We start from the raw sequence: 21,240 nt of genomic DNA, 5'->3' as shown, positions 1-21,240 counted from the left end.
AGAGCACGCCGCCGGAAGTGCCACCGGTACCGCACGCCGGGGCTGCCCGGGGGCCTGCGGAACGGGCCGGGGCGCACCGGGAGTTCCCGAGGGGGAACAGAAGGCTCCGGCCCCGGTCTGGGAGCATCTCCGAATGATCAAAAACGGCCACCGGACGGTGCGGCGGAGCAGCACGTCCGAAGCTCCGGCCTTCCACGGGGAATTCGAGACGCACCTGACCGTACGGGACACGGGGACGGAACCGGGGCCCGGCACCGGGACGGACCCGGGGCCCGGCACGGGTGCGGGCGCGGGCATGGCGCCGGGTGCGGCCGCCGGCCTGGAGGAGTACGCGGCGGCGCGCGGCCTGAAATGGGTGCACATCGTCCTGGAGCGCGGCACGACGCCCTCCCAGCCCATGCTCACCCTGCGCGACAGCGGGCCGGTGCGGCGGGTTCGCGCGCGGGCGGCGGCCGAGGCCGCGCAACTGCGGGCCGCCGGCTTCGAGGTGGTCCGTACGAAGATCGAGGCGACGCCGTGGACGGACGGCGTACCGGTCACCGACGGAGCCGCGGCGGCCCTCGGCCCGGGTTACTACTTCGAGCATCACGTCAAACTCCTGCTGGACCGCGCCGGCGGGGCCGCCGCGCACCCCTGCCCGGCTCTCACAGATCTCACGGACCTCACGGACCTCTCGCGTCGGCATGCCGCCCATCTCTCCCGCAACGCGCGGCGGACCCGCGCCGACGGGCGCGAGGAACGTTTCGTGACCCAGCGCTGCCGCTCGGTCGGCCGGGTCACCGCGGAACGGCGTCTCGCCGCCCTGCTGGCCGGACTCCGTGACGCCGGGTACGACATAGCCTCGACCGAACGGGAGTTCGTCGTCCTGGACAGTGACGAGTCGCTGGACGACGGCTGGATCGACGAGAAGCACGGGGTGTGAGCGGACACATGACGTCACCAGACCGACGGAACACCGGCTGGCGGGCCTTCGGACACGGGCCCTGGCCCGGGTCGGCCGCCGTCCCCACGACACCCCCCGACGAGGCGACCCGCTCCGCGATGGACCTCCCGGCCACCCTGCTGCCCGTCCAGGGCGACGGGGTCGTCCAGCCGCCGGTGTTCGACCCTTCGGTCCGGCACTACAGCCGTGCCATGCGGCTCGGTGATCCACACTTCGCCGACGCGGCGACCGGTGACCGGTGGTACGCCGCTCGCCGGCACGCCCTGCACCACGCCCTGACGGCCGTCGCCCGGTCGCCGTGGGCCGACCACCTCGTCCTGCGCGGCAGCGTCCTGCTCAAGGCATGGTTCGGCGCCGAGGCCCGGGAGCCCGGAGACCTGGATTTCGTCGTCGTGCCGCCGACCTGGAACCAGGGGGACGGCCGGACGCCCCGCATGCTCGACGACATCACCCGCACGGCCGAGGAACTGTCCCTGCGCGGCGGCCCGGTGCGGCTGGACGCGAGCGGCGCGTCCGGCGACGAGATCTGGACGTACGACCGGGTTCCCGGGCAGCGGCTGGTCATCCCGTGGACGGCGCACGACGACGGCGTGCCGCCCGGCACCGTCCAGCTCGACTTCGTCTTCAACGAGGAGCTGCCCGCCCCGGCCGCCCTCACCGAAGTGCCCGGCCCCGACGGCACGGAACCCGTCCGGATCGGTGCCGCCACCCCGGCGCTCTCCCTCGCCTGGAAAATCCTGTGGCTGGTCACCGACCGGTACCCGGAGGGCAAGGACCTGTACGACGCGGTCCTGCTCGCCGAGTCGGCCGAGTTGCCCTTCGACCTGCTCAGGACCGTCTTCCGGGACGTGGAGGGCGGCTATCACGACCGTTACCCGGTGCTCCTGGAGAATCTCGCGTGGACCGAGCAGGACTGGGACGAGTTCCGCAAGGACCACCCGCAGCACGACGCGCTCGCCGAGCACGCGTACGTCGACCGCCTCGTCACCGCCCTCGCACCGACCTTCGCCTTCGACGACGGCAGCGGCGCCTCCCCTGCCTACCAGCAGCGGGCCGCCTGGCTGGCGTCCTTGACACACGAGTGCCGCGGCATCCTGGTGCGGCAGGGCATGGACGCGGTGCAGGAACACCTGGCGAAGCCGTACACCCCCGACGTCAGCGCCATGGTCGTCACGGCCGAACTGTTCAACGGCCCGCTGGACAGCCGGCTCGCGACGGCGGCCCACGCCGTCATGTCGTACCGGTTGGCCGAAGCGAAACCCGGGGAGGCGGAGCGCGTGCTGGACCGCCTGCACGAGGCGTTGAACGTGCTCACCCCCACCGAGGAGGATTAGCCGGACGCGGTGTGCCCGGACGGCCCGACGGCCGTCCTTCGCCGGGTGTCAGGCCAGCAGCCGCGCGAACTCGGCCATTTCGTTCTCCGGGTCCACGACGGGCTGGATCACCAGCTCGTCGACCCCCGCCTTCTCCAGCGCGTCGATCCGCTCGACGACCTCGCCCCTGGTGCCGACCAGACCGAATCTGTCCACCAGGGAAGGCACGACGAGCTCGCGGTCCTCGGGGGACAGTCGGCCCAGGTAGTTGCGGTAGAGCGTCTGGTGACGCTTGGGGTCGGTGGGGGTGGTGCCGCGCAGCCGGAGCAGGCGGCCGACAGCGGCGGCCTCCTCCGGAGGGAGGGCCGCGCGGAAGGCGGGGTTCTCCGCGCCGAGGATCAGTGCGCTCAGTGCGATGTGCCCCATCGAGTCCTTGACCCGGTCGCCGTAGCGGTCCTCGCCGTCGGCCAGGACATGGAGGGAGGACATGAGGTACGAGCGGGTCCGCCCGGCGTCGCCCGCGTCCCGCGCCGCTGTCCGCCGGGCCTGGCCGAGGGCGGTCCAGGCCGCGGGGTCGTGCATCCCGAAGGAGATCACTCCCGCGCCGAGCCGGCCGGCGACCGCGGCGGCCTTCAGGCCGAACGCGGCCACGACGAACTCCACGGGAGCCTCGGTGTCGACGTACGGTCCGGCGTGCAGGAAGCGCACTCTGCTGGACCGGGTTCCCTCGCGGTAGTCCGCCTCGCGGCCTGCGGTCAGATCTTGAAGGGCGGCCGTGAAGGATTCCAGCTCCGCCAGCTTCGTCGGCCGCATGCCGAGCGTACGGCGCGCCGTGTTGCCGGTGCCGACCCCGCAGACGATGCGGCCGGGAGCGAGGGCGTTGAGGCTGCCGACGGCCGCCGCCGCGGCGGGCGCGGAACGCAGTGCCGGGGAGGTGACACCGATGCCGAGCCTGATCCGGTGGGTGGCCTTGGCGCAGAGGGCGAGGCTCACGAACGGATCGCCGTGGAGCATCGGCGTGTCGTACACCCAGAAACTGTCGAAGCCGAGTTCCTCCGCGCGGGCGGCCAGGTGTTCCGCACCCGGCCCTGCTGTCGTGACGATGCCGGTCCGCATGGCGACTCTCCTCGCCGTCCAGTGAGATGGCTGAACCGTTCCCGTTGCCGTTCGGTGCCGCTCAGCTTCGTGCACATCGGGTGCCCGCGCAGCGAACCGGTGAAAAAACCGTTGGCGTCGCAACGCGTGCACCTCTACGGTGATGGTGTTCGCCGCGGCTGCGCGCGGCCGCCATGTCTGGCTGAGTGAGAAAGGGAGGTGTGACCGATGGCTGTCTCTGTGACGGGCCCTGTCCGCAACCAGAAGATCATCCACTCCACCTCCGTGGTCTCCGGCTGACCCTTCCTCACTTTCCGCCGCGCGCCGCGCGCGTGGAGCCGGGGCCACCCTTGTGAAGGGTTTCCCTTGCAATCGTCTTCCGTTTCATCCTCCGCTTCGCCGCGCCCGCTGACCGATTTCGGCTGGGACGACGGCTTCGCGGACAGTTTCGCTCCCTTCGCCGGGCAGGGGTACGTGCCCGGCCGTGTCGTCCGCGTCGACCGCGGACGCGTGGACGCCGTGGTGCCCGACGGCGACGGCGTACGGACCGTACTGGCGGACACCGCGCTGGTGGCGACCGGCGACCCCATGCGGGTGCCGTGCACCGGTGACTGGGCGGTGATCGACCTCGGCGAGGTCGGCGCGGGCCGGGACGGTGCGGTGCGGGCGCTGCTGCCGCGGCGTACCGCGTTCGTGCGGTCCACCTCCTCCAAGCGGTCCGAAGGACAGGTGCTGGCGGCGAACGTGGACCACGCCGTGGTCGCGGTCTCGCTCGCCGTCGAGCTGGACCTCGGGCGCATCGAACGCTTCGTCTCCCTGGCCTGGGAGAGCGGGGCGCAGCCGCTGGTCGTCCTGACCAAGGCCGACCTGGCCGGCGCCCCGGACGTGCTGGCCCACCTGATCGCGGACGCGGAGACCGCCGCGCCCGGGGTGCGGGTGCTGGCGGTCAGTTCGGCCGCCGGCGAAGGGCTCGACGTACTCGCCGCCGTACTGGCCGGAGGCACGTCCGTCCTGCTCGGGCAGTCCGGCGCGGGCAAGTCCACGCTCGCCAACGCCCTGCTGGGCGAGGACGTCCAGGACGTACGGGCCGCCCGCGACCGGGACGGCAAGGGCCGGCACACCACGACCACCCGGGATCTGCTGGTGCTGCCCGGCGGCGGCGTGCTCATCGACACCCCGGGGCTGCGCGGCGTCGGCATGTGGGACGCCGACGCGGGCCTCGCGCGCGCTTTCTCGGACGTCGAGGCACTGGCCGCGCGCTGCCGCTTCCACGACTGCGCGCACGCTACGGAACCAGGCTGCGAGGTGCTGTCGGCCGTCGACAGCGGAGCACTGCCGGAGCGGCGGCTGGACAGTTACCGCAAGCTCCTGCGCGAGAACGAACGCATCGTGGCCAAGACGGACGCCCGGCTGCGCGCGGAGATGCGCAGGGACTGGAAGCAGAAGCAGGCGTTGGGCCGCCACCTGGGGGAGAGGAAGCGGGGTGGCGCGCGGAGGTGAGGCACCCAGCAGCGCCCCGCCATCAACTAGCCGATGGTGGGGCGCTGTTGTGGCGTGCGTTCGCCCCATGAGGAGTACTATCAGCGGCAGTGGGCCGTCGGCCCCGCGGGTCTGCACGCCCCGGTGACATGGGAGGGCAGGCAACGTCAGCCTGAATGACTGGGCGCGGTGTGGTCATGGGGCAGCCGTACCCGATCGGTGCGAGTCAGGGTCTCCTGGCTGACAGGCAGGGCACCACCACAAAACTGCAACACCCGGGCCGGAAGTGACGTATCGGCCCACCCGAGATCATCGACGTCCCGCATCGGCGTAGGTGTCTCGGTCCCGACCGAAAGGGACGGATCGAGGCTGCCTATGCCACCGATCCCGCCCATGACAGGGAAGGTAAGGATCGGTGGACGGCACCGTCATCATCATCGTTCTCGCCATCGCTGGCGTGGCATCCGTGCTGCTCTTCGCGCTGAAGGGGCTTCTGGACCAGATCCCCGAGGTGATCGCGTCGGCCGCCAGGGCCCGCGACGCCTGGGCCGGCTTCCGGCGTGTGTCTTCGCCTCCGGTGCGGGAGGGCCGGGAGCCGCCTGCTGAGGAATAGGTTTCCCGGGTCTTGGCGGGGGAACCGGACCGGGGCTCTGCCCAGCGTGGTGTCCGTTTTCCGCCAGAGGCTGTGCGGGGTGTGGCGCACACTGGATCGTGTGATGGATGACGAGACCAGGTACGAGGCGGTGTCCAGCCGGGACGCGCGCTTCGACGGGGAGTTCTTCTTCGCCGTCGTGACGACCGGGATCTACTGCCGCCCGAGCTGCCCGGCCGTCACTCCCAAGCGCGCCAACGTGCGGTTCTACCCGTCCGCGGCGGCCGCGCAGGGTGCCGGGTTCCGGGCCTGTCGCCGGTGTCGGCCGGATGCCGTGCCGGGGTCGGCGGAGTGGAACGTCCGGGCGGACCTGGTCGGCCGTGCCGTGCGCTTCATCGGTGACGGGGTGGTCGACCGGGAGGGCGTCGGCGGGCTCGCGCGGCGGCTGGGGTACAGCGCGCGGCAGGTGCAGCGGCAGCTCACCGCCGAGCTGGGTGCCGGGCCGGTGGCCCTGGCGCGGGCCCGGCGTGCGCACACCGCCCGCCTGCTGCTCCAGACCACCGGCCTGCCGGTCACCGACCTGGCCTTCGCCGCCGGATTCGCCAGCATCCGGCAGTTCAACGACACCATGCGGGAGATTTATGCCAGTACGCCGAGCGAGCTGCGTGCGGCGGCGGGGACCCGCGTCAGCAGGGGTAGGGGCGGTTCCGATGCCGGGCGGCAGGCGCAGCCGACCGGGGTGCCGCTGCGGCTCGCCCACCGAGGGCCGTACGCGGCCGCCGAGATCTTCGACTTCCTCCAGGCGCGCGCGGTGCCCGGCGTGGAGGAAGTACGCGGCGGCCGGGGCGCCCGTACGTACCGCCGTACGCTGCGCCTGGCGCACGGCAGTGGTGTCGCCGAGGTCGACGAGCACACCGGGGCCCGGCAACCGCGCCGGCCGCGCGCCGGACTGGTGTGCCCGGCCGCCCGGGGCGCGGACGGCGGCTGGCTGGAATGCCGGCTGCACCTGACCGATCTGCGGGACCTGTCCACCGCCGTCCAGCGGATGCGCCGCCTGTTCGATCTGGACGCCGACCCGTTCGCCGTCGCCGAGCGGCTGGGTGCCGATCCGCTGCTCGGCCCGCTCGTCGCGGCCCGCCCCGGCCTGCGGTCGCCGGGCGCCGCCGACCCGGAGGAACTGGCCGTACGGACCGTCCTCGGCGGGGCGCCCGAGCGCGCCACCGAGCTGGTACGGGCGTACGGGAAGCCGCTGGACGCGGCGGACGGCGGGCTGACCCACCTCTTCCCGGAGCCTGCCGCGCTGACCGGTGGCGGAGTGCCGGAGGCGGTGCGCGCGCTGTGCGTCGCCCTCGCGGACGGCACGGTCACGCTGGACGCGGGCGCGGACCGGGAAGCCGCTGAGCGGGCGCTGCGCGATCTGCCCGGGGTGAGCCCGGCGGCCGCCGCGTACATCAGGATGCGGGCGCTGGGCGATCCGGACGTGGGGCCGGTGAACGGCGACAGCGACGGGGCGGCCCGGGAGGCGTGGCGGCCGTGGCGGTCGTACGCCCTGCACCACCTGTGGCAGGAGACGGGCACCGGCCCCCGGGCGGATCAGCTCGCGATGACCGCGCCCGTCCAGGCGCCCACCACCAGCAGGCAGGCGAGGAGCTCGGTCAGCACGGCGAGCCCGATGGACCGCATGGCCGTACGGGTGGCGGCCCACGCGTCACCGTGACTGCCCAGCCGTTGCCGCTCCAGCAGGTACAGCACACCGACCGAGCCCAGCACGGCCCCCACCACGGGCACGAGGAAGAATCCGGCGATCCCCGCGACGCCCGCCAGGAACAGCGTGCGGTACGGCGCGCCCGCGGCCTTCGGGTCACGCGGCGGCAGCAGCCACTTCAGGACCTGGTCGACCAGCAGCACGGCGCTCGCGCCGAACAGGACGTACCAGGCCAGGGCGGACTGCTCGGTCATCGCCCACCACAGCACGCCCGCCCAGACGATCGGCGGTCCCGGCACCCCGGGGACCAGCACGCCGAGCAGGCCGAGCAGGAAGACGAGACCGACCGCGAGCAACTGCCACACGCCCATGGCCCCAGCGTGCCGGAAGCGGGCCCGGCGCGCTCCTCGGCCGGGGCCGGGAGCCGGGGCCGAGACCCGGGGCCGAGAGCTGGGGCCGGGAGCCGGGACCGGGCGTCCGGTCAGGGGTATCCGTGGCCGGACCGCCGGCACCGGGCGCTGTGATCGCGCCGCCGGGGCCGGGACGCGCTGACCGCCGTGGCCCGAACCGGTCGGGCGCCCTCCGTGGCGCGTACCCGCCGGGCAGCCCGCCGGGTGCCTTCCGCGCCCCTGTCTCCGGGCCGCCGGCCGGTGGACAATACGCCGCATGAACCCACAGGGGGATCGGCGCCACCACGAGAACTCCTGGTGGCGGGAGTTGTACGAGGACCACGGCGAAGCGGCGCGGGACACCGGCCCCGCGACGGCCCCGGACACGCTCGACGACCGTGTGGACTCCGCCTTCCGCGCGGTGAGCCGGGCACCCGGGGCCGGGACGGCCACCGAGGACACCACAGGGGCGGGCCCGGCCCGGGAGACGGAGTCCGGGCCCGCCCCCGGACCGCCCGCAGCCCCTGCCCCCGGCCCCGAGCCGATGGCCCTGCCCACCGCGGACCCGGCCGCGCTCGACGACCTCGTGCCCGACACGGAACTGGACGGCGCCGGATACGGCCCGCTCACCCTGCGCGCCGCCTCGCTGCGCGGCGAAGCGGCCCGCCGCCGGGCCGAGCCACGCGGGGACGCCCTGCTCACCGCCCGGTTCGGCGCCGGGCAGCACGCCCTGATCCTGGTCGCGGTGGCCACCGCGGCCGGCGGCGACGGCGGTGCGTACGCGTACGCGGCGGGTGCCCACCGCGCCGCCCGCGACGTCTGCCGCTGGATCGGCGGCGCCGTCGGCCGCAGCTGTCCCCGGCTGGCCGAGGACATCCGTACGGGAGACCGCTGCGCCCTGAAGTCCGGCCTGCACCGCCTCACCGACCGCAGTTACGGCAGGCTCCGCGCGTACGCGGGCGAGCACGGCATGGACCCCGAGCAGTACACGGCGGCGCTGCGCTGCCTGCTGCTGCCCGCCGATCCGGCCTGCCGCACCCGGGTGTTCTTCGGCGTCGGCGCGGGCGGGTTCCTCCGGCTGCGCAACGGCGCCTGGCAGGACCTGGAGCCCGCGCCGCCCCGGGACGACGAGGCGGCCGCCGGGGCCGATGCGGCGGCTGCCGGGCAACCGGACGACGGCTCCGCGGGCGGCGAGCCTCGCGCGCCGGAGGCGTCGGGCGACACGCCGCCCTGGCCGGTTCCCGGCGACCCCGCCACGGACGCGTTCCACCGGGGCGTCCAGCGGCCTTCCGACATCCGGCCCGACCTGCGCCTGCCGTCCGACGCCGGTTCCGACGCGCGCCTGCCGTCCGACGCGGGGGCCGACCTCCGCCTGCCGTCCGACACCCGCCCTGACCTGCGCCTGCTGTCCGAAGGGCCGGGGCCGGGCCCCGGCCCCACTCCGTCCAGCCCAGTCCCGGGCGGCACCCTCCCCGGCCTGCCGCGCGCGCCGTCCGGGCAGCACTGGCGTCCGCCGTACGAGTCCGTGCCGCAGACATGGCCGGAGCCGTTCCGCTTCCGGGCCTGTGTGACCCGGCCCGGCGACGCCCTGCTGCTGTGCAGCGCCGGGTTCGCCGGCCCGCTGACCGAGGCGGCCGGTTTCGCGGGCCGGCTGGCGGCCCGCTGGTCGGGCGGCGGGGCACCGGACCTCGCGTCCTTCCTGGCCGACGTCCGGCTGCACGCGGAGGGGTACGGCCAGGACCGTACGGCCGTGGCGGTCTGGGAAGGGCGCGACGGAGCGGGCGCGGAGGAGCCGGAGTGATGTGACGGGCGCGGCGCGGCGGTGGTGGTGACGCGCCCGTCACGGCGGCACCGGAGTGACGCGGCAGGCGTGGCGGCGCCCGAGTGACGCGGCAGGCGTAGTCCGGCCGGACACGGCCCGGGGGGAGTGGTAGAACCGAGAGGAATGCCGCAAAAGGGCCATGGTCGGGCGCGCGTCTGCCCCTCGGTCCAGCACCGGAGGAGCGAGGCGACATGGCGAAACAGACCGTGGCCGGGCAGTTCGTCGACATTCTGGTGCGCGCCGGCGTGCGGCGGCTCTACGGGGTCGTCGGCGACAGCCTCAACCCCGTCGTCGACGCGATCCGCCGCAACGCCGCGATCGACTGGGTGCAGGTCCGCCACGAAGAGGTCGCCGCCTTCGCGGCGGGCGCCGAGGCGCAGATCACCGGGCGGCTGGCGGCCTGCGCGGGCTCCTGCGGCCCCGGCAACCTGCACCTGATCAACGGCCTCTTCGACGCCCACCGCTCGATGGCCCCGGTGCTCGCGCTCGCCTCGCACATCCCCTCCAGCGAGATCGGCACCGGCTTCTTCCAGGAGACCCACCCCGACCGGCTGTTCACCGAATGCAGCCACTACAGCGAGATGATCTCCACCCGCGATCAGATGCCGCGGGTGCTGCAGACCGCCGTGCAGAACGCCATCGGGCTCAGTGGCGTCGCGGTCGTCTCGCTGCCCGGCGACATCGCCGACGAGGAGGCGCCCGAGCGCTCCATCGAGACCGCACTGGTCACCTCGCGCCCCTCCGTACGCCCCGGTGACGCGGAGATCGACCAATTGGTCCGGATGATCGAGGACGCCGGCAAGGTCACCCTCTTCTGCGGCAGCGGCACCGCGGGGGCGCACGCCGAGGTGATGGAGTTCGCCGAGCGCCTCAAGGCCCCGGTGGGGCACGCGCTGCGCGGCAAGGAGTGGATCCAGTACGACAATCCGTACGACGTCGGTATGAGCGGCCTGCTCGGCTACGGCGCGGCCTACGAGGCCACGCACGAGTGCGACCTGCTGATCCTGCTCGGCACGGACTTCCCGTACAACGCCTTCCTGCCGGACGACGTGAAGATCGTGCAGGTCGATGTGCGCCCGGAGCGGCTGGGCCGGCGCTCCAAGCTGGACCTCGCCGTCTGGGGTGACGTACGCGAGACGCTGCGCTGCCTCAACCCGCGCGTCACGCCCAAGAAGAGCCGCAAGTTCCTCGACCGGATGCTCAAGAAGCACGCCGACGCCCTGGAAGGCGTCGTCAAGGCCTACACCCGCAAGGTCGACAAGCACACGCCGATCCACCCCGAGTACGTCGCGTCCGTGCTGGACGAGGAGGCGGCGGCGGATGCGATCTTCACGGTCGACACGGGGATGTGCAATGTCTGGGCGGCGCGCTACATCAGTCCCAACGGCCGCCGCCGTGTGATCGGTTCCTTCACCCACGGATCGATGGCCAACGCCCTGCCACAGGCGATCGGCGCGCAGTTCACCGACCGGCGCCGCCAGGTCGTCTCGATGTCCGGCGACGGCGGCTTCTCCATGCTGATGGGCGACTTCCTGACCCTCGTCCAGCACGACCTGCCGGTGAAGGTGATCCTCTTCAACAACTCCTCGCTCGGCATGGTCGAGCTGGAGATGATGGTCGCCGGCCTGCCCGCCTACGGGACCGACAACCACAACCCGGACTTCGCCGCCATCGCGCGGGCCGCCGGGGCGCACGGCGTACGGGTGGAGAAGCCCAAGGAGCTGCGCGGCGCGCTGCGCGACGCCTTCAAGCACAAGGGCCCGGCCCTGGTCGACATCGTCACCGACCCCAACGCGCTCTCCATGCCGCCGAAGATCAGCAAGGACATGGTCCAGGGCTTCGCGCTCTCGGCCGGCAAGATCGTGCTGGACGGCGGGGTCGGCCGGATGCTCCAGATGGCCCGTTCCAACCTCCGCAACATTCCGCGCCCTTGAGCGGGCGGGCCCGGCCCCCGGCGGAGATCGAGTACGGCCGCTGACCGGACGTTCCCCGAGGTGAGCCGCGGGCACATGCCTGCGGTCTGCTGTCGCGCCGTCCGGCGGGCCGAAGCATGGCGACGGGCCGGGTGGGAATGCATGACCGTGAAGCTGTTCGAGACCACGGCACGGAAATGCGTACGGAGCGGGGAGGATGAAGCGTCAGTCTGTGCGGCGTGAGGACAGAGCCGGACCGGTGGACGGACGCGCCGGCGTCCGCAACGGTACCCGGCTGCCGGGGACGATGGAACGCACACTGCGGCGTGCGGACCTGACGGCGGTGGCGGGCGTACGCGCCGAGCTGCGTCAGCTGCTGCGCCAGTGGGGGGAGTGCGGGGACGCCGACATAGCGGAACTGCTCATCAGCGAGCTGGTCACCAACGCTCTCGTGCACACGAACGGGGGCGCCGTCGTGACCGCCACGGTCACCGACCGGCTGCGGGTGGAGGTACGGGACTTCGTCGGGCGGCGGCCCAGGCTGCGCCCGCCGACGACGGACGGCACCTCGGGGAGGGGGCTGATGCTGGTGCACTCCCTCGCGGACGCGTGGGGGGTCAAGGCCCACGGCGTGGGCAAGTGCGTCTGGTTCGAGCTGGGCGGCGGACCGGCCTGACGGGTCGAGTCCGGCGGCGGAGCGGCCTGGCGGGTCGAGTCGAGCGGCGGAGCGCTCTGGCGGGCTGAGCTGGGCGGCGGACCGGCCTGACAAAAGGCCGGGGGTGCGGGCACGGTCCGCCGCGGGTCAGCCGAACTGCTTCTCGATCTGGGCCAGTTTCTCCTCCAGGGAGTCCAGCCGGGGCAGTGCCTGGGTGTCGTCCTCGGCGGTCAGGTCCACGGTCCGCCGGTACGGGCCCGCCGGGTCGCCGCCGGGGCCGTGCACGGCCTTCAGCGCCGGGCGGGAACCGGCCGGATGCAGTGGGTCGGACCCCGTGGACAACGCTCCGGGCGGCAGGGTTTCCGGGTCGCCGGCTATCGCAGGTTCCGCGCCGGCCTGCTGCGCGGCGGCGGGGGAGCCGTGGGCCGTCGGGACGCCCGCCGTCAGCGGGACCTGCCGGCCGCCGCGGCCGCGGCTCCAGTGCCGGTGCTGGCGGTTGATCGCCTTGATGCGGGCGCGGTCCAGCTTGTCCCGCTCCCGCCTGCGGTGACGGTTCTGCTCCTTCTGCCGCCGGTCCTCGCGTACCTCTTCGACCGCCTCGTCCAGCGTCCGTACGCCTTCCAGCAGCATCAGCGACCAGGCGCCGAAGGTCTCCCGGGGGGCCCGCAGCCACCGTACGACGCGGATCTGCGGCAGCGGTCGCGGTACCAGGCCCTGTTCGCGCAGCGCGGCCCGCCGGGTCTGCTTGAGCGCCCGGTCGAAGAGGACCGCCGCCGACAGGGACATCCCGGCGAAGAACTGGGGCGCGCCGTCGTGGCCGAAGCCGCGGGGCGCGTGCACCCAGTTGAACCAGGCGGCGGCCCCGGCGAACAGCCAGACGAGCAGGCGCGAGCCGAGCGCCGCGTCACCGTGGCTGGCCTCGCGCACGGCGAGCACAGAGCAGAACATCGCCGCGCCGTCGAGCCCGAACGGCACCAGGTACTCCCAGCCTCCGGAGAGGTTGAGGTTGGTCACGCCGAAGCCGACCAGCCCGTGGAAGGAGAGGGCCGCCGCCACCGCGGCGCAGCAGAACAGCAGCAGGTACGAGGCGGTGCCGTAGACCGCCTCCTTGCGGCGCTTGCGTTCCTCGCTGCGCTCCCAGGAGTCCTCGCCCCCGGCCGCCGTTTCGGACGAGCGCTTGCCGCGCAGGACCACGAACACGGCGGAGAGGATGCCGACGAGCAGCAGCACCCCCGGAGCCAGCCAATTAAGCGATATATCGGTCATTCTCATCCAGGGGCCCCTTGCCTCGGCGTACGCGGTTTCGCGCGACATCCTGGCGGAATCCGTCCGTCGCTCCGAAGGGTTTCGGGGCAAGAGCACCGCAAGGGAGTGCGGGGACCTACGGATGGGTGTGTCCGGCTCGAACTCCCTTGGAAGAAGACAGGGTTGAGTTCGAATTCGACGACTCGATCGGGTGGTGTGGGTGTCAGGTGGTTGCGATGAGGCGGCTGATGCGATCCGCGTCGCACGTACGCGGGCAGGTCACACAGGTGTCCTCGGGGCGCAGCGTGTAGAACATGCAGCAGCTCGCCCGGTCCCGGGTGGGCAGCGCCGCGCCGTCCGGGCCGGTCAGCTCGCGGAAGGCGGCGCCGCCCGGGTACGGGGCCGTGCCGCCCGGCAGCAGCCGCTTCAGCTCGGCCACCGCCCGCGGCTCCTCGCCCAGCAGGTGCCCCAAGTACCACAGGCCCTCGGCGATCTCGTCGGACACCATGCCCCACAGGGCCCGGGGGCCGCGCCGCATCCGGGGCCGGAAGGCCTCCAGGACCGGCCCGAGGTGCTCGGCGACCGCTTCCCGCACCTCGGCGCGCAGGGCCTCCTCGTCCGGGACGACCCGGGCGCCGGGCAGCTCCGCGGCCGGGTCGCCGGGCAGGCACGCGAACGAGCGCACCTGTACGGCCATCCGGCCCTGCTCGCGGTGGTGGGCGACGGCCCCGACGGGCAGCCGCGGCACCCGCCGGTGCAGGAACCAGGGGATGGTGATCAGCAGGCAGGCGGGCCAGGCGTAACGGTGCAGCGCGAAGGTCGCGACGACGTCCGGGCGGGCCCGCTGTCCGTAGTCCGCCACCACCTGCGCGTCGTCCCAGGCCAGGAAGGCGTCCAGGGTCGCGGGGTCGGTGGCCAGCCCGGCGGCCGTCACCCAGCCCTCGCCGTGCGGTGCCGCCGTCTCCCAGTCGGTCACCTTCAGTGTGGGGAACACCTCGGTCAGCCGGGCGTACGCCCCGGCGAAGGGCTCGATGCGCGGCCGGGCGGCGAGCAGAGAGGCCATGCGGGACACCACCGATATCACGTCCGTTGGCAGGTAAGGCTTACCTTACCCGATCTTCAGCGGTTTTGAGCCGGGTTTGAACTGTCACAGGGGGCGCCTATGGTGCTGGAGGACGTGAGGAGGAACCCGTATGGAGCAGGGCAGAGCGGAACCGGCGCCGCGGCTGCGCGCCCAGGTGCCCGCGCAGGGCGGCTCGCTGCCCGCGCGGGGCGAGCACACCGGACGCGCCGCGCCCGCCGGCCCCTGCGCGCCGGACACCGCGTACGAGCACGACCCCGGCGTGCCCGACCCCGCCACGGCGTTCGTGCCCGTGCCGCTGTCCCCTCTTACCGCTCCCTCCAGGGCGGCCCACGGCGGCGTACGGGGAGGCGCGGCGGTCCCGGCCCCCGCTTCCACCGCCGATGCCGTACCGCGCAAGCAGCCGCAACGGCACTCCGTGCGCGGCCAGGTGCTCGCCGCCCTCCGCGAAGCCCTGATGTCCGGCGAACTGCGCCCCGGCGAGGTCTATTCGGCCCCCGCGCTCGCCGTCCGCTACGGCGTCTCCGCCACGCCCGTCCGGGAGGCCATGCAGACGCTGGCCGGGGAGGGCGCGGTCGAAGTCGCCCCGAACCGCGGCTTCCGCATCGCCGAACGCACCCACCGCGACCTCGCGGAGCTGGCGGAGGTGCGCGCCATGCTGGAGATACCGGCGCTGCTGCGGCTGGCGCGGGCGCTGCCCGCCGAACGCTGGGAGGAGCTGCGCCCGCTGGCCGCCGCCGGTGTCGCGGCCGCCGCCCGCGGCGACCGCGCCGGTTACGCGGAGGCCGACCACGCCTTCCACCACGCGCTGCTCGCGCTCACCGGCAACCGCCAGCTCCTCCTGGTCGCCGACGACCTGCACCGCCGTACGCAGTGGCCGGCGCCCGGGGGCGCTCCGCCCCGCACGGCCGACCTGCTCGCCGCCGCGTCCGAGCACACGGCGCTGCTCGACGCCCTGATGGCCAGGGAGTACGCGATCGTCGAGCGGATCGCCCGCGAACACCTGGCGTCCGCCCGCCGCGCGCACTGAGCGGCGGGGCGGGTCCGGGCGGAGGCGCGCGTCCGGGCGGCCGCACGCCACGGACCGGCGGCGCGCCTCAGGGGATCAGCCGCTCCAGCGGCAGCGCCGCCACGTCCGCCGCGGGCCGGGAGAGATAGAGGTCCGCGTGGTAGAAGCCGTCCGACTCCTTGCCGGCGGTGTCCAGGTCCCGGTCCTGGAGCGCGCCGAAGGCGGCCCGGCGCTCCGCGAGGTCGGCGAACCGGCGCTGGCGGAAGGTGCGTACGGGCAGCTGCTCGGTCACCAGGCCCGCGTCCGCGAGCAGCGCGGCGACCGGCGCGTACGACACCGTCCGCAGGACGAACGCGGCTACCCAGGGCGGGGCGGGCGTACAGGCGAGCAGCCGGCCGAAGGTGGTGGCGGAGATGTAGCCCACGCCGCCCGTCACGGTGATCAGGTCGGTACCGGCCATGGCGGCGCGCAGCCGCGCGGTGGGCTCGGCGGCCTCCAGGTTCTCGGCGAACCCGGCGTCCAGCAGGCCCACCCGCTCGGCGTAGCCGACCGCGTGCCGGGCCGCGTCGATGCCGAGGATCCGTACCGCTTCCGGACGGCGCAGCTCGTCGAAGAACGTCCGGTCCTCGGCGGCCAGCCGGCCCGGCGCCAGACCGCCGGTCTCCTGGGCGTCGGTGTACCGGTCGTACAGGTCGGCGAGGCTCAGCTTGTGGTTCAGCAGCGCGGCGTTGACGCCGTAGGAACAGCACAGGTCGACGACCTGGAGCGACGGGCGGCCGGGGCGGCGCCGTTGCAGGGACTCGGCCAGGGCGCGGAAGACGCCCTGGCCGTGGTGCGGGATCTGATAGTCGAGCGGACGCAGCGTCCGGAAGTACGTACGCGGGTCGGGACGGTCGTAGATGGCCTCGAAATCCGCCTTTCCCCAGTCCGGGCCGGCCGATGGGTGCGGTGCTCCTGCTGCCAAGGTGTGGCCTCCTGAAAGGCGCTGCCGAAGGTCGGGAGTCGACCGCACCAGCATCCAGTGCCAAGTCCCCTACGGACAGTGCGACTTGAGGCCAAATTCGGGGTCCGTGGGACGCGCGGAGTGACATATGCCCCTGTCGCGCCTCCGACAGCGTGGCATGCCGTGCCCTACGACGGCGCGGGCGCCGCCGGCACGTCGGCGAGGTGCTCGGCGAGCCAGGTCGGTACGCCGCCCATGAGCCGGAACAGGCGGGCGGCCTCGGCACGCAGCCCCGCCGCCTCCTCCGGCGGGGCCGCGTCGGCGAGGGCGACCAGCGCCGGCGCCGTACCGACCAGGAAGCCCAGCTCCTCGCGGATGCGCAGCGATTCGCCGAAGCCGTGCCGGGCCTCCGCCAGCTCGCCGTCGCGCAGGGCCAGCCCGGCGAGGTGGCGCCAGGTGAAGGACAGCAGCAGGGTGTCGCCGTGCGCGGTGGCGCCCGCGTGGGCGCGGCGGTAGGCGGCGCGGGCGGACTCCGGGCTGTCGGCGACGTGTTCGGCCATCAGGCCGCGCCGGAAGTCCAGCATCGGGCGGCCGGGCGCCGCCGGTGCCAGCAGCGCCGCGGCGCGGCCGAGCGCGGAGCGGGCCTCGTCGGCGCGGTCGCGCACGCCGAGGACCGTGGCGGCGTACGCCAGCTGGCCGCGCTCGCAGGCCGCGGCGCCGCGCTCGTCGTTGTCGCCGGCCAGCGCCTCGGCGGCGCGCAGCGCGTCCTCGGCCGCCGCCCACCCGGTGGCGGTGAACATGCAGCGCTCCACGAGGAGCGCGGCGCGGCGGATCGCGTACGGGGGGAATCCCGCCGCGTGGGGCTCCAGCAGCGCCGCCGCGTCGTCCCAGCAGCCCCGTGACCGCAGCCGCCACACGGCACGGTCCAGGGCGTCCGCCCCGGCCGCCGACCTGGCTGCCGGAATCCCCGGCTCCGGTCCCGCGGTCGCCGCGGTTTCCGCGGATCTCGCCGGTTCCGCGGTTCCCGCCGTTTCCGCGGATCCTGCGGCTCCTGACATGGCGGTGTCCGCCACATTGCCCTCCCCGAGCGCACCGTTGAGCTGGACCTGAGAAGCAGTGGGCGCATCTCAGCACGGATTCCGCCGCCCGGCCAAGGGGGAAGGTGAATGATTTCACAATCTCTTGGACGCTCTACGGGGTTGACGGCCCGCGCGGGAAGCGGGCGGGGCCCGGCGCCCCATGGGCCGGTGCGCGCAGGACGTGCTGTTCAGCCGGGCTGCGGCGATACCCCCGAACGGGTGACGCCGCGCCGGTACGGTTCACCGCTGCTGACACGGAGTCAACTAACGGCGCGCGGCGATCAGTTGCGTATCGGCCGCCGGAGCGGCGCATACGGGCCATTCCGTTATGGCCGGATGTGCGCCCTGCCCTCGGACGCCGACGAGCCGGTGCCGGAGGGGAGACGCGCAGGCGGTGGGCCGGACGTCCGCAGACGCGTCGCGCCCCACCCGCGTACGTACCCGCCTCAGCTCATCCGCAGCGCCAGGAAGAAGTCCAGCTTGTCCTCCAGGCGCGCCAGATCGCGTCCCGTCAGCTGCTCGATGCGGCCGACCCGGTAGCGGAGGGTGTTGACGTGCAGGTGGAGGCGGGTGGCGCAGCGGGTCCAGGAGCCGTCGCAGTCGAGGAACGCCTCCAGGGTGGGGATCAGTTCGGCGCGGTGGCGGCGGTCGTAGTCGCGCAGCGGGTCCAGGAGGCGGGCCGTGAAGGCGCGGCGTACGTCGTCGGGGACGAAGGGCAGCAGCAGGACGTGCGAGGCCAGCTCCTCGTGGCCCGCCGCGCAGACCCGGCCGGGGCGGGCGGCGGCGACCCGGCGGGCGTGCCGGGCCTCCTCCAGGGCGCCGCGCAGGCCCTCCGCCGAGTGGACGGAGGCGCTGACGCCGATGGTCAGCCGCCCGTCGTCCGCCAGCCCGCGGGTCAGCGGCTCCTGGACGACGGACAGCAGGGTGCCGGCCTGGAGACCGGCGGTGGACGCGTCCCGGCCGTCCCGTGCGTCCCCGTCGTCCGGTACGGCCGGCAGCGGTACCAGCGCCACCGCCTCGTCGCCGAGGTGCGCGACGGCGATCCGGTCGGACGGGTCGGGCCCGAACGTGCCGGGGTCGACCAGCACCTCTTCCAGGAGCGTCTGGGCGACCGGCCCGCCGGGCACGTCCCCGCCCTCCCACTCGACGCGGGCGACGACGACCTGCCAGTGCGGGGCGGCGCCCAGGCCGGGCAGCAACACCGGGGCGGCCACCCGCAGCCGGGCGGCGATCTCGGCGGGCGCGGCGCCCGTCTGGACCAGTTCGAGGACCTCCTGGGCGAGGCGTCTGCGGACCGTACGGGCCGCGTCGCGGCGGTCGCGTTCGACGGCGATCAGCTGGGTGACGCCGTTCAGCAGGTCCAGACGCTCCTCGGCCCAGTCGCCCGCGTCCGCCTCGACGGCCAGCAGCCAGTCGGACAGCACCGTCTCGCGCAGGTCCCGGCCGGTGCCGCGGATGGGGAAGAGGGAGTACGTGGTGCCGCCGAGCGGGAGGCGGCAGGGGCCGCGGCGGCCGGTGCGGGACGCGGCCAGGTGCTCGCCGGCCAGCCGTGCGCCCACCTCGGCGGGCAGCTCGGGGCCGGATCCGGCCAGGGTGGACCCGGCGATCTGCCGGCCGGTGGGGGACAGTACCCAGGCACGCAGGTCCAGGTCGGAGCCGAGCAGGTCCAGGACGACCTCGGGCCCGCCGCCGGCGGGCCCGGACGTCATCAGCCGGCGGTGCCGGTCCACCACGGCGGCCAGGTCGCCCGCCCGCTCGCCGGAGACCTGCCGTACGACGTACTCGGTGATCGACGCGAACGAGACGGCCTCGACGACGGAGAACAGCGGCAGGCGGTGCCGGGCGCAGGCCGCCACCAGGTCGTCGGGGACCGAACCCAGCTCGGCCTCGCCCGCGGCCAGCCCGGCGACCCCGGCCGCGGCCAGGATGCGTACGAACCGCTCGGAGTCGGCCGGCTCGCGGCGCCAGGCCAGCCCGGTGAGCACCAGTTCGCCGCCGGACAGGTAGCGGCTGGGGTCGCGCAGGTCGGTGGTCATCACGCCGCGCACGGTCCGGTCCAGTTCCTCCTCGCCGCCCAGCAGCCGCAGGCCGAGGGTGCCGGTGTCCAGGAGTGCGCGGAGCCGCATGGTCTCTCGCCCGCCGTTCTTTTCTGTCCGGTGTTGCCGGTGGAATGCCGCGAGGTTTCTGCGCCTCGCCTTTCGTTCGAATCTACAAGACATGCGCCGTGGCCAGCCAACCGCTTCATGGTTTCGGTGACTGCACCCGGCGGGTGCCCGGCGCGTTCACTGGGCCCCACCGCGTGAACACGACATGAACAGCCCGGCGGACGCGAGGGCCGAACGTCCTCGCCCCGGGCAGCGGACGACCTGATTTGCGAGCGGAGCCGGTGCCTGGACGGCCCGGCGCCCCGCCGCACCGAAGTTTCGTGGAAGAGAGCCCCGTATGGACTTCCTTCGGCCCGCCAGCTGGGAGGAGGCGCTCGCCGCCAAGGCCGAGCACCCCACCGCTGTGCCGATCGCGGGCGGCACCGACGTGATGGTCGAGATCAACTTCGACCACCGCCGCCCGGAGTACCTGCTCGACCTGAACCGCGTGGACGACCTGCGGGAGTGGGAGGTGGGCGAGGAGACCGTACGGCTGGGCGCGTCCGTGCCGTACACGCAGATCATGGAGCACCTGCGCACCGAGCTGCCCGGCCTGGCGCTCGCCTCGCACACCGTGGCCTCCCCGCAGATCCGCAACCGCGGCGGCGTCGGCGGCAACCTGGGCACCGCCTCACCGGCGGGCGACGCGCACCCGGCGCTGCTCGCCTCCGGCGGCGAGGTCGAGGCCGAGTCGGTCCGCGGCCGCCGCATGATCCCCATCGACGCCTTCTACCTCGGCGTCAAGCGCAACGCGCTGGAGCCGGACGAGCTGATCCGCGCGGTGCACCTGCCGAAGGCGGACGGCCCGCAGCAGTTCTCCAAGGTCGGCACGCGCAACGCGATGGTCATCGCGGTGTGCGCCTTCGGCCTCGCGCTGCACCCGCGCACCCGGACGGTACGGACCGGCATCGGCTCGGCCGCGCCCACCCCCGTACGTGCCAGGGCCGCCGAGGAGTTCCTGGCGGCGGCGCTGGAGGAGGGCGGCTGCTGGGAGTCGGGACGGCCCGTACCGCCGTCCGTGGCGAAACAGTTCGCCGAGCTGGCGGCCGGCGCCTGCAATCCGATCGACGACGTGCGCGGCAGCGCGAAATACCGGCGCCACGCGGTGGGGATCATGGCGCGCCGCACCCTCGGCTGGACCTGGGAGTCCTACCGCGGCAACGAGAGGAGCGCCCAGTGCGCGTGAAGTTCACCGTCAACGGCCGCGAGCAGCAGGCCGACGACGTATGGGAGGGCGAGAGCCTGCTGTACGTGCTGCGCGAGCGGATGGGCCTGCCCGGCTCGAAGAACGCCTGTGAGCAGGGCGAATGCGGCTCCTGCACGGTCCGTCTGGACGGCGTGCCGGTGTGCTCCTGCCTGGTCGCGGCCGGTCAGGCCGAGGGCCGCGAGGTCGTCACCGTCGAAGGGCTGGCGGACTTCGCCGAGCAGCGCGTGCGGCACGGCGGATGCGCCACCGGCGCCTGCGGCACGGCGGCCGGTTCGGCGGCAGCTACGGCGGCGTCCGGCACGGCGGCCGGTACGAGCCTGGACGCGGCGCGGCGCTGGCAGGCCAAGCCGCCCGGCGCCGGCGGCCGGACGGGGGAGCAGGCCGGGCTCGCGCCGATCCAGCAGGCGTTCATCGACGCGGGCGCCGTGCAGTGCGGCTTCTGCACACCCGGCCTGCTGGTCGCCGCCGACGAACTGCTGGAGCGCAACGCCCAGCCGTCCGACGCGGACATCCGCGAGGCGCTGTCCGGCAACCTGTGCCGCTGCACGGGCTACGAGAAGATCCTCGACGCGGTCCGGCTCGCCGCCGCCCGCGGCGACGCGCGGACCACCGGAACGAGGGCCTGA

Annotated in this window: 17 protein-coding genes and 1 pseudogene; 11 read left to right on the top strand and 7 right to left on the bottom strand. The window is 74.1% G+C overall.

Annotated features, from left to right (window positions below):
* Positions 1-133 precede the first annotated feature (133 nt).
* Together JXZ78_RS06670 and JXZ78_RS06665 are read left to right on the top strand one after the other, a co-directional pair.
* Entirely contained in the window at positions 134-922 is a 789-nt protein-coding gene (locus JXZ78_RS06670; protein ID WP_030018815.1) for a hypothetical protein, read from the top strand.
* 8 nt (positions 923-930) lie between these two features.
* The gene (locus tag JXZ78_RS06665) at positions 931-2,277 is read left to right on the top strand and encodes a nucleotidyl transferase AbiEii/AbiGii toxin family protein (RefSeq protein WP_030018814.1); all 1,347 of its coding nucleotides are present in this window, start codon (positions 931-933) and stop codon (positions 2,275-2,277) included.
* A 48-nt stretch (positions 2,278-2,325) separates the two neighbouring features.
* On the opposite strand, the gene JXZ78_RS06660 is transcribed toward JXZ78_RS06665, so the two are convergent.
* On the bottom strand, positions 2,326-3,372 hold the full coding sequence (locus tag JXZ78_RS06660; RefSeq protein WP_030018813.1) for an LLM class flavin-dependent oxidoreductase: 1,047 nt from the start codon (positions 3,370-3,372) through the stop codon (positions 2,326-2,328).
* 345 nt (positions 3,373-3,717) lie between these two features.
* Here JXZ78_RS06660 and rsgA point away from each other — a divergent pair, with 345 nt between their 5' ends.
* The 3 genes from rsgA to JXZ78_RS06645 all read left to right on the top strand — a co-directional run bounded on the left by rsgA (position 3,718) and on the right by JXZ78_RS06645 (position 7,139).
* Entirely contained in the window at positions 3,718-4,851 is a 1,134-nt protein-coding gene (rsgA, locus tag JXZ78_RS06655) for a ribosome small subunit-dependent GTPase A (protein ID WP_030018812.1), read from the top strand.
* A gap of 394 nt (positions 4,852-5,245) precedes the next feature.
* Entirely contained in the window at positions 5,246-5,443 is a 198-nt protein-coding gene (locus JXZ78_RS06650) for a hypothetical protein (RefSeq protein ID WP_030018811.1), read from the top strand.
* Between the two features lie 103 nt (positions 5,444-5,546).
* Positions 5,547-7,139: a DNA-3-methyladenine glycosylase 2 family protein gene (locus JXZ78_RS06645; protein ID WP_050502219.1), complete on the top strand. Its 1,593-nt coding sequence runs from the start codon at positions 5,547-5,549 to the stop codon at positions 7,137-7,139.
* On the opposite strand, the pseudogene JXZ78_RS06640 reads toward JXZ78_RS06645, so the two are convergent.
* Positions 7,022-7,498, bottom strand: a pseudogene (locus JXZ78_RS06640) (DUF456 domain-containing protein); the annotation flags it as partial. The gene JXZ78_RS06645 and the pseudogene JXZ78_RS06640 overlap by 118 nt on opposite strands.
* 295 nt (positions 7,499-7,793) lie before the next feature.
* Here JXZ78_RS06640 and JXZ78_RS06635 point away from each other — a divergent pair.
* The 3 genes from JXZ78_RS06635 (at position 7,794) to JXZ78_RS06625 (ending at position 11,927) form a co-directional block, all read left to right on the top strand.
* Positions 7,794-9,317, top strand: coding sequence for a protein phosphatase 2C domain-containing protein (locus tag JXZ78_RS06635; RefSeq protein WP_238782715.1), 1,524 nt, complete (start codon positions 7,794-7,796; stop codon positions 9,315-9,317).
* A gap of 212 nt (positions 9,318-9,529) precedes the next feature.
* Positions 9,530-11,272, top strand: coding sequence for a pyruvate dehydrogenase (locus JXZ78_RS06630; RefSeq protein WP_030018807.1), 1,743 nt, complete (start codon positions 9,530-9,532; stop codon positions 11,270-11,272).
* Positions 11,273-11,468: 196 nt separating this feature from the next.
* On the top strand, positions 11,469-11,927 hold the full coding sequence (locus JXZ78_RS06625; protein ID WP_372498402.1) for an ATP-binding protein: 459 nt from the start codon (positions 11,469-11,471) through the stop codon (positions 11,925-11,927).
* Positions 11,928-12,053: 126 nt separating this feature from the next.
* Here JXZ78_RS06625 and JXZ78_RS06620 read toward each other — a convergent pair whose 3' ends face one another.
* Positions 12,054-13,178 carry a DUF2637 domain-containing protein gene (locus JXZ78_RS06620; RefSeq protein ID WP_030018805.1) on the bottom strand — a complete coding sequence of 375 codons (1,125 nt, stop codon included), beginning with the start codon at positions 13,176-13,178 and terminating at the stop codon, positions 12,054-12,056.
* A gap of 196 nt (positions 13,179-13,374) precedes the next feature.
* A complete protein-coding gene (locus JXZ78_RS06615) occupies positions 13,375-14,214 on the bottom strand; it encodes a (2Fe-2S)-binding protein (protein WP_050502228.1) in 840 nt (279 codons plus the stop codon).
* A 130-nt stretch (positions 14,215-14,344) separates the two neighbouring features.
* On the opposite strand from JXZ78_RS06615, the gene JXZ78_RS06610 reads away from it, so the two are divergent.
* Positions 14,345-15,262 carry a GntR family transcriptional regulator gene (locus JXZ78_RS06610; RefSeq protein WP_030018803.1) on the top strand — a complete coding sequence of 306 codons (918 nt, stop codon included), beginning with the start codon at positions 14,345-14,347 and terminating at the stop codon, positions 15,260-15,262.
* A gap of 67 nt (positions 15,263-15,329) precedes the next feature.
* Here JXZ78_RS06610 and JXZ78_RS06605 read toward each other — a convergent pair whose 3' ends face one another.
* The 3 genes from JXZ78_RS06605 to JXZ78_RS06595 all read right to left on the bottom strand — a co-directional run bounded on the left by JXZ78_RS06605 (position 15,330) and on the right by JXZ78_RS06595 (position 19,389).
* On the bottom strand, positions 15,330-16,205 hold the full coding sequence (locus JXZ78_RS06605) for a hypothetical protein (protein ID WP_030018802.1): 876 nt from the start codon (positions 16,203-16,205) through the stop codon (positions 15,330-15,332).
* 167 nt (positions 16,206-16,372) lie between these two features.
* Positions 16,373-17,242, bottom strand: coding sequence for a hypothetical protein (locus JXZ78_RS06600; protein WP_275127542.1), 870 nt, complete (start codon positions 17,240-17,242; stop codon positions 16,373-16,375).
* Between the two features lie 467 nt (positions 17,243-17,709).
* On the bottom strand, positions 17,710-19,389 hold the full coding sequence (locus tag JXZ78_RS06595) for a PucR family transcriptional regulator (protein WP_030018801.1): 1,680 nt from the start codon (positions 19,387-19,389) through the stop codon (positions 17,710-17,712).
* A 316-nt stretch (positions 19,390-19,705) separates the two neighbouring features.
* Here JXZ78_RS06595 and JXZ78_RS06590 point away from each other — a divergent pair, with 316 nt between their 5' ends.
* A complete protein-coding gene (locus JXZ78_RS06590) occupies positions 19,706-20,593 on the top strand; it encodes an FAD binding domain-containing protein (protein ID WP_030018800.1) in 888 nt (295 codons plus the stop codon).
* A complete protein-coding gene (locus JXZ78_RS06585; protein ID WP_030018799.1) occupies positions 20,584-21,240 on the top strand; it encodes a (2Fe-2S)-binding protein in 657 nt (218 codons plus the stop codon). Before JXZ78_RS06590 ends, JXZ78_RS06585 begins: the two co-directional genes overlap by 10 nt.

It is taken from the genome of Streptomyces monomycini (assembly GCF_022271435.1).
Taxonomy (GTDB): domain Bacteria; phylum Actinomycetota; class Actinomycetes; order Streptomycetales; family Streptomycetaceae; genus Streptomyces; species Streptomyces monomycini.
This window is presented reverse-complemented; position numbering and strand designations above follow the sequence as displayed.

Excerpts from the sequence above, each read along its gene's own strand:
- JXZ78_RS06670 (WP_030018815.1), top strand. The coding sequence starts at position 134 with ATGATCAAAAACGGCCACCGGACGGTGCGGCGGAGCAGCACGTCCGAA.
- JXZ78_RS06665 (WP_030018814.1), top strand. The coding sequence starts at position 931 with ATGACGTCACCAGACCGACGGAACACCGGCTGGCGGGCCTTCGGACAC.
- JXZ78_RS06660 (WP_030018813.1), bottom strand. The coding sequence starts at position 3,372 with ATGCGGACCGGCATCGTCACGACAGCAGGGCCGGGTGCGGAACACCTG.
- JXZ78_RS06645 (WP_050502219.1), top strand. The coding sequence starts at position 5,547 with ATGGATGACGAGACCAGGTACGAGGCGGTGTCCAGCCGGGACGCGCGC.
- JXZ78_RS06635 (WP_238782715.1), top strand. The coding sequence starts at position 7,794 with ATGAACCCACAGGGGGATCGGCGCCACCACGAGAACTCCTGGTGGCGG.
- JXZ78_RS06630 (WP_030018807.1), top strand. The coding sequence starts at position 9,530 with ATGGCGAAACAGACCGTGGCCGGGCAGTTCGTCGACATTCTGGTGCGC.
- JXZ78_RS06625 (WP_372498402.1), top strand. The coding sequence starts at position 11,469 with ATGAAGCGTCAGTCTGTGCGGCGTGAGGACAGAGCCGGACCGGTGGAC.
- JXZ78_RS06620 (WP_030018805.1), bottom strand. The coding sequence starts at position 13,178 with ATGAGAATGACCGATATATCGCTTAATTGGCTGGCTCCGGGGGTGCTG.
- JXZ78_RS06615 (WP_050502228.1), bottom strand. The coding sequence starts at position 14,214 with ATGGCCTCTCTGCTCGCCGCCCGGCCGCGCATCGAGCCCTTCGCCGGG.
- JXZ78_RS06610 (WP_030018803.1), top strand. The coding sequence starts at position 14,345 with ATGGAGCAGGGCAGAGCGGAACCGGCGCCGCGGCTGCGCGCCCAGGTG.
- JXZ78_RS06600 (WP_275127542.1), bottom strand. The coding sequence starts at position 17,242 with ATGTCAGGAGCCGCAGGATCCGCGGAAACGGCGGGAACCGCGGAACCG.
- JXZ78_RS06595 (WP_030018801.1), bottom strand. The coding sequence starts at position 19,389 with ATGCGGCTCCGCGCACTCCTGGACACCGGCACCCTCGGCCTGCGGCTG.
- JXZ78_RS06590 (WP_030018800.1), top strand. The coding sequence starts at position 19,706 with ATGGACTTCCTTCGGCCCGCCAGCTGGGAGGAGGCGCTCGCCGCCAAG.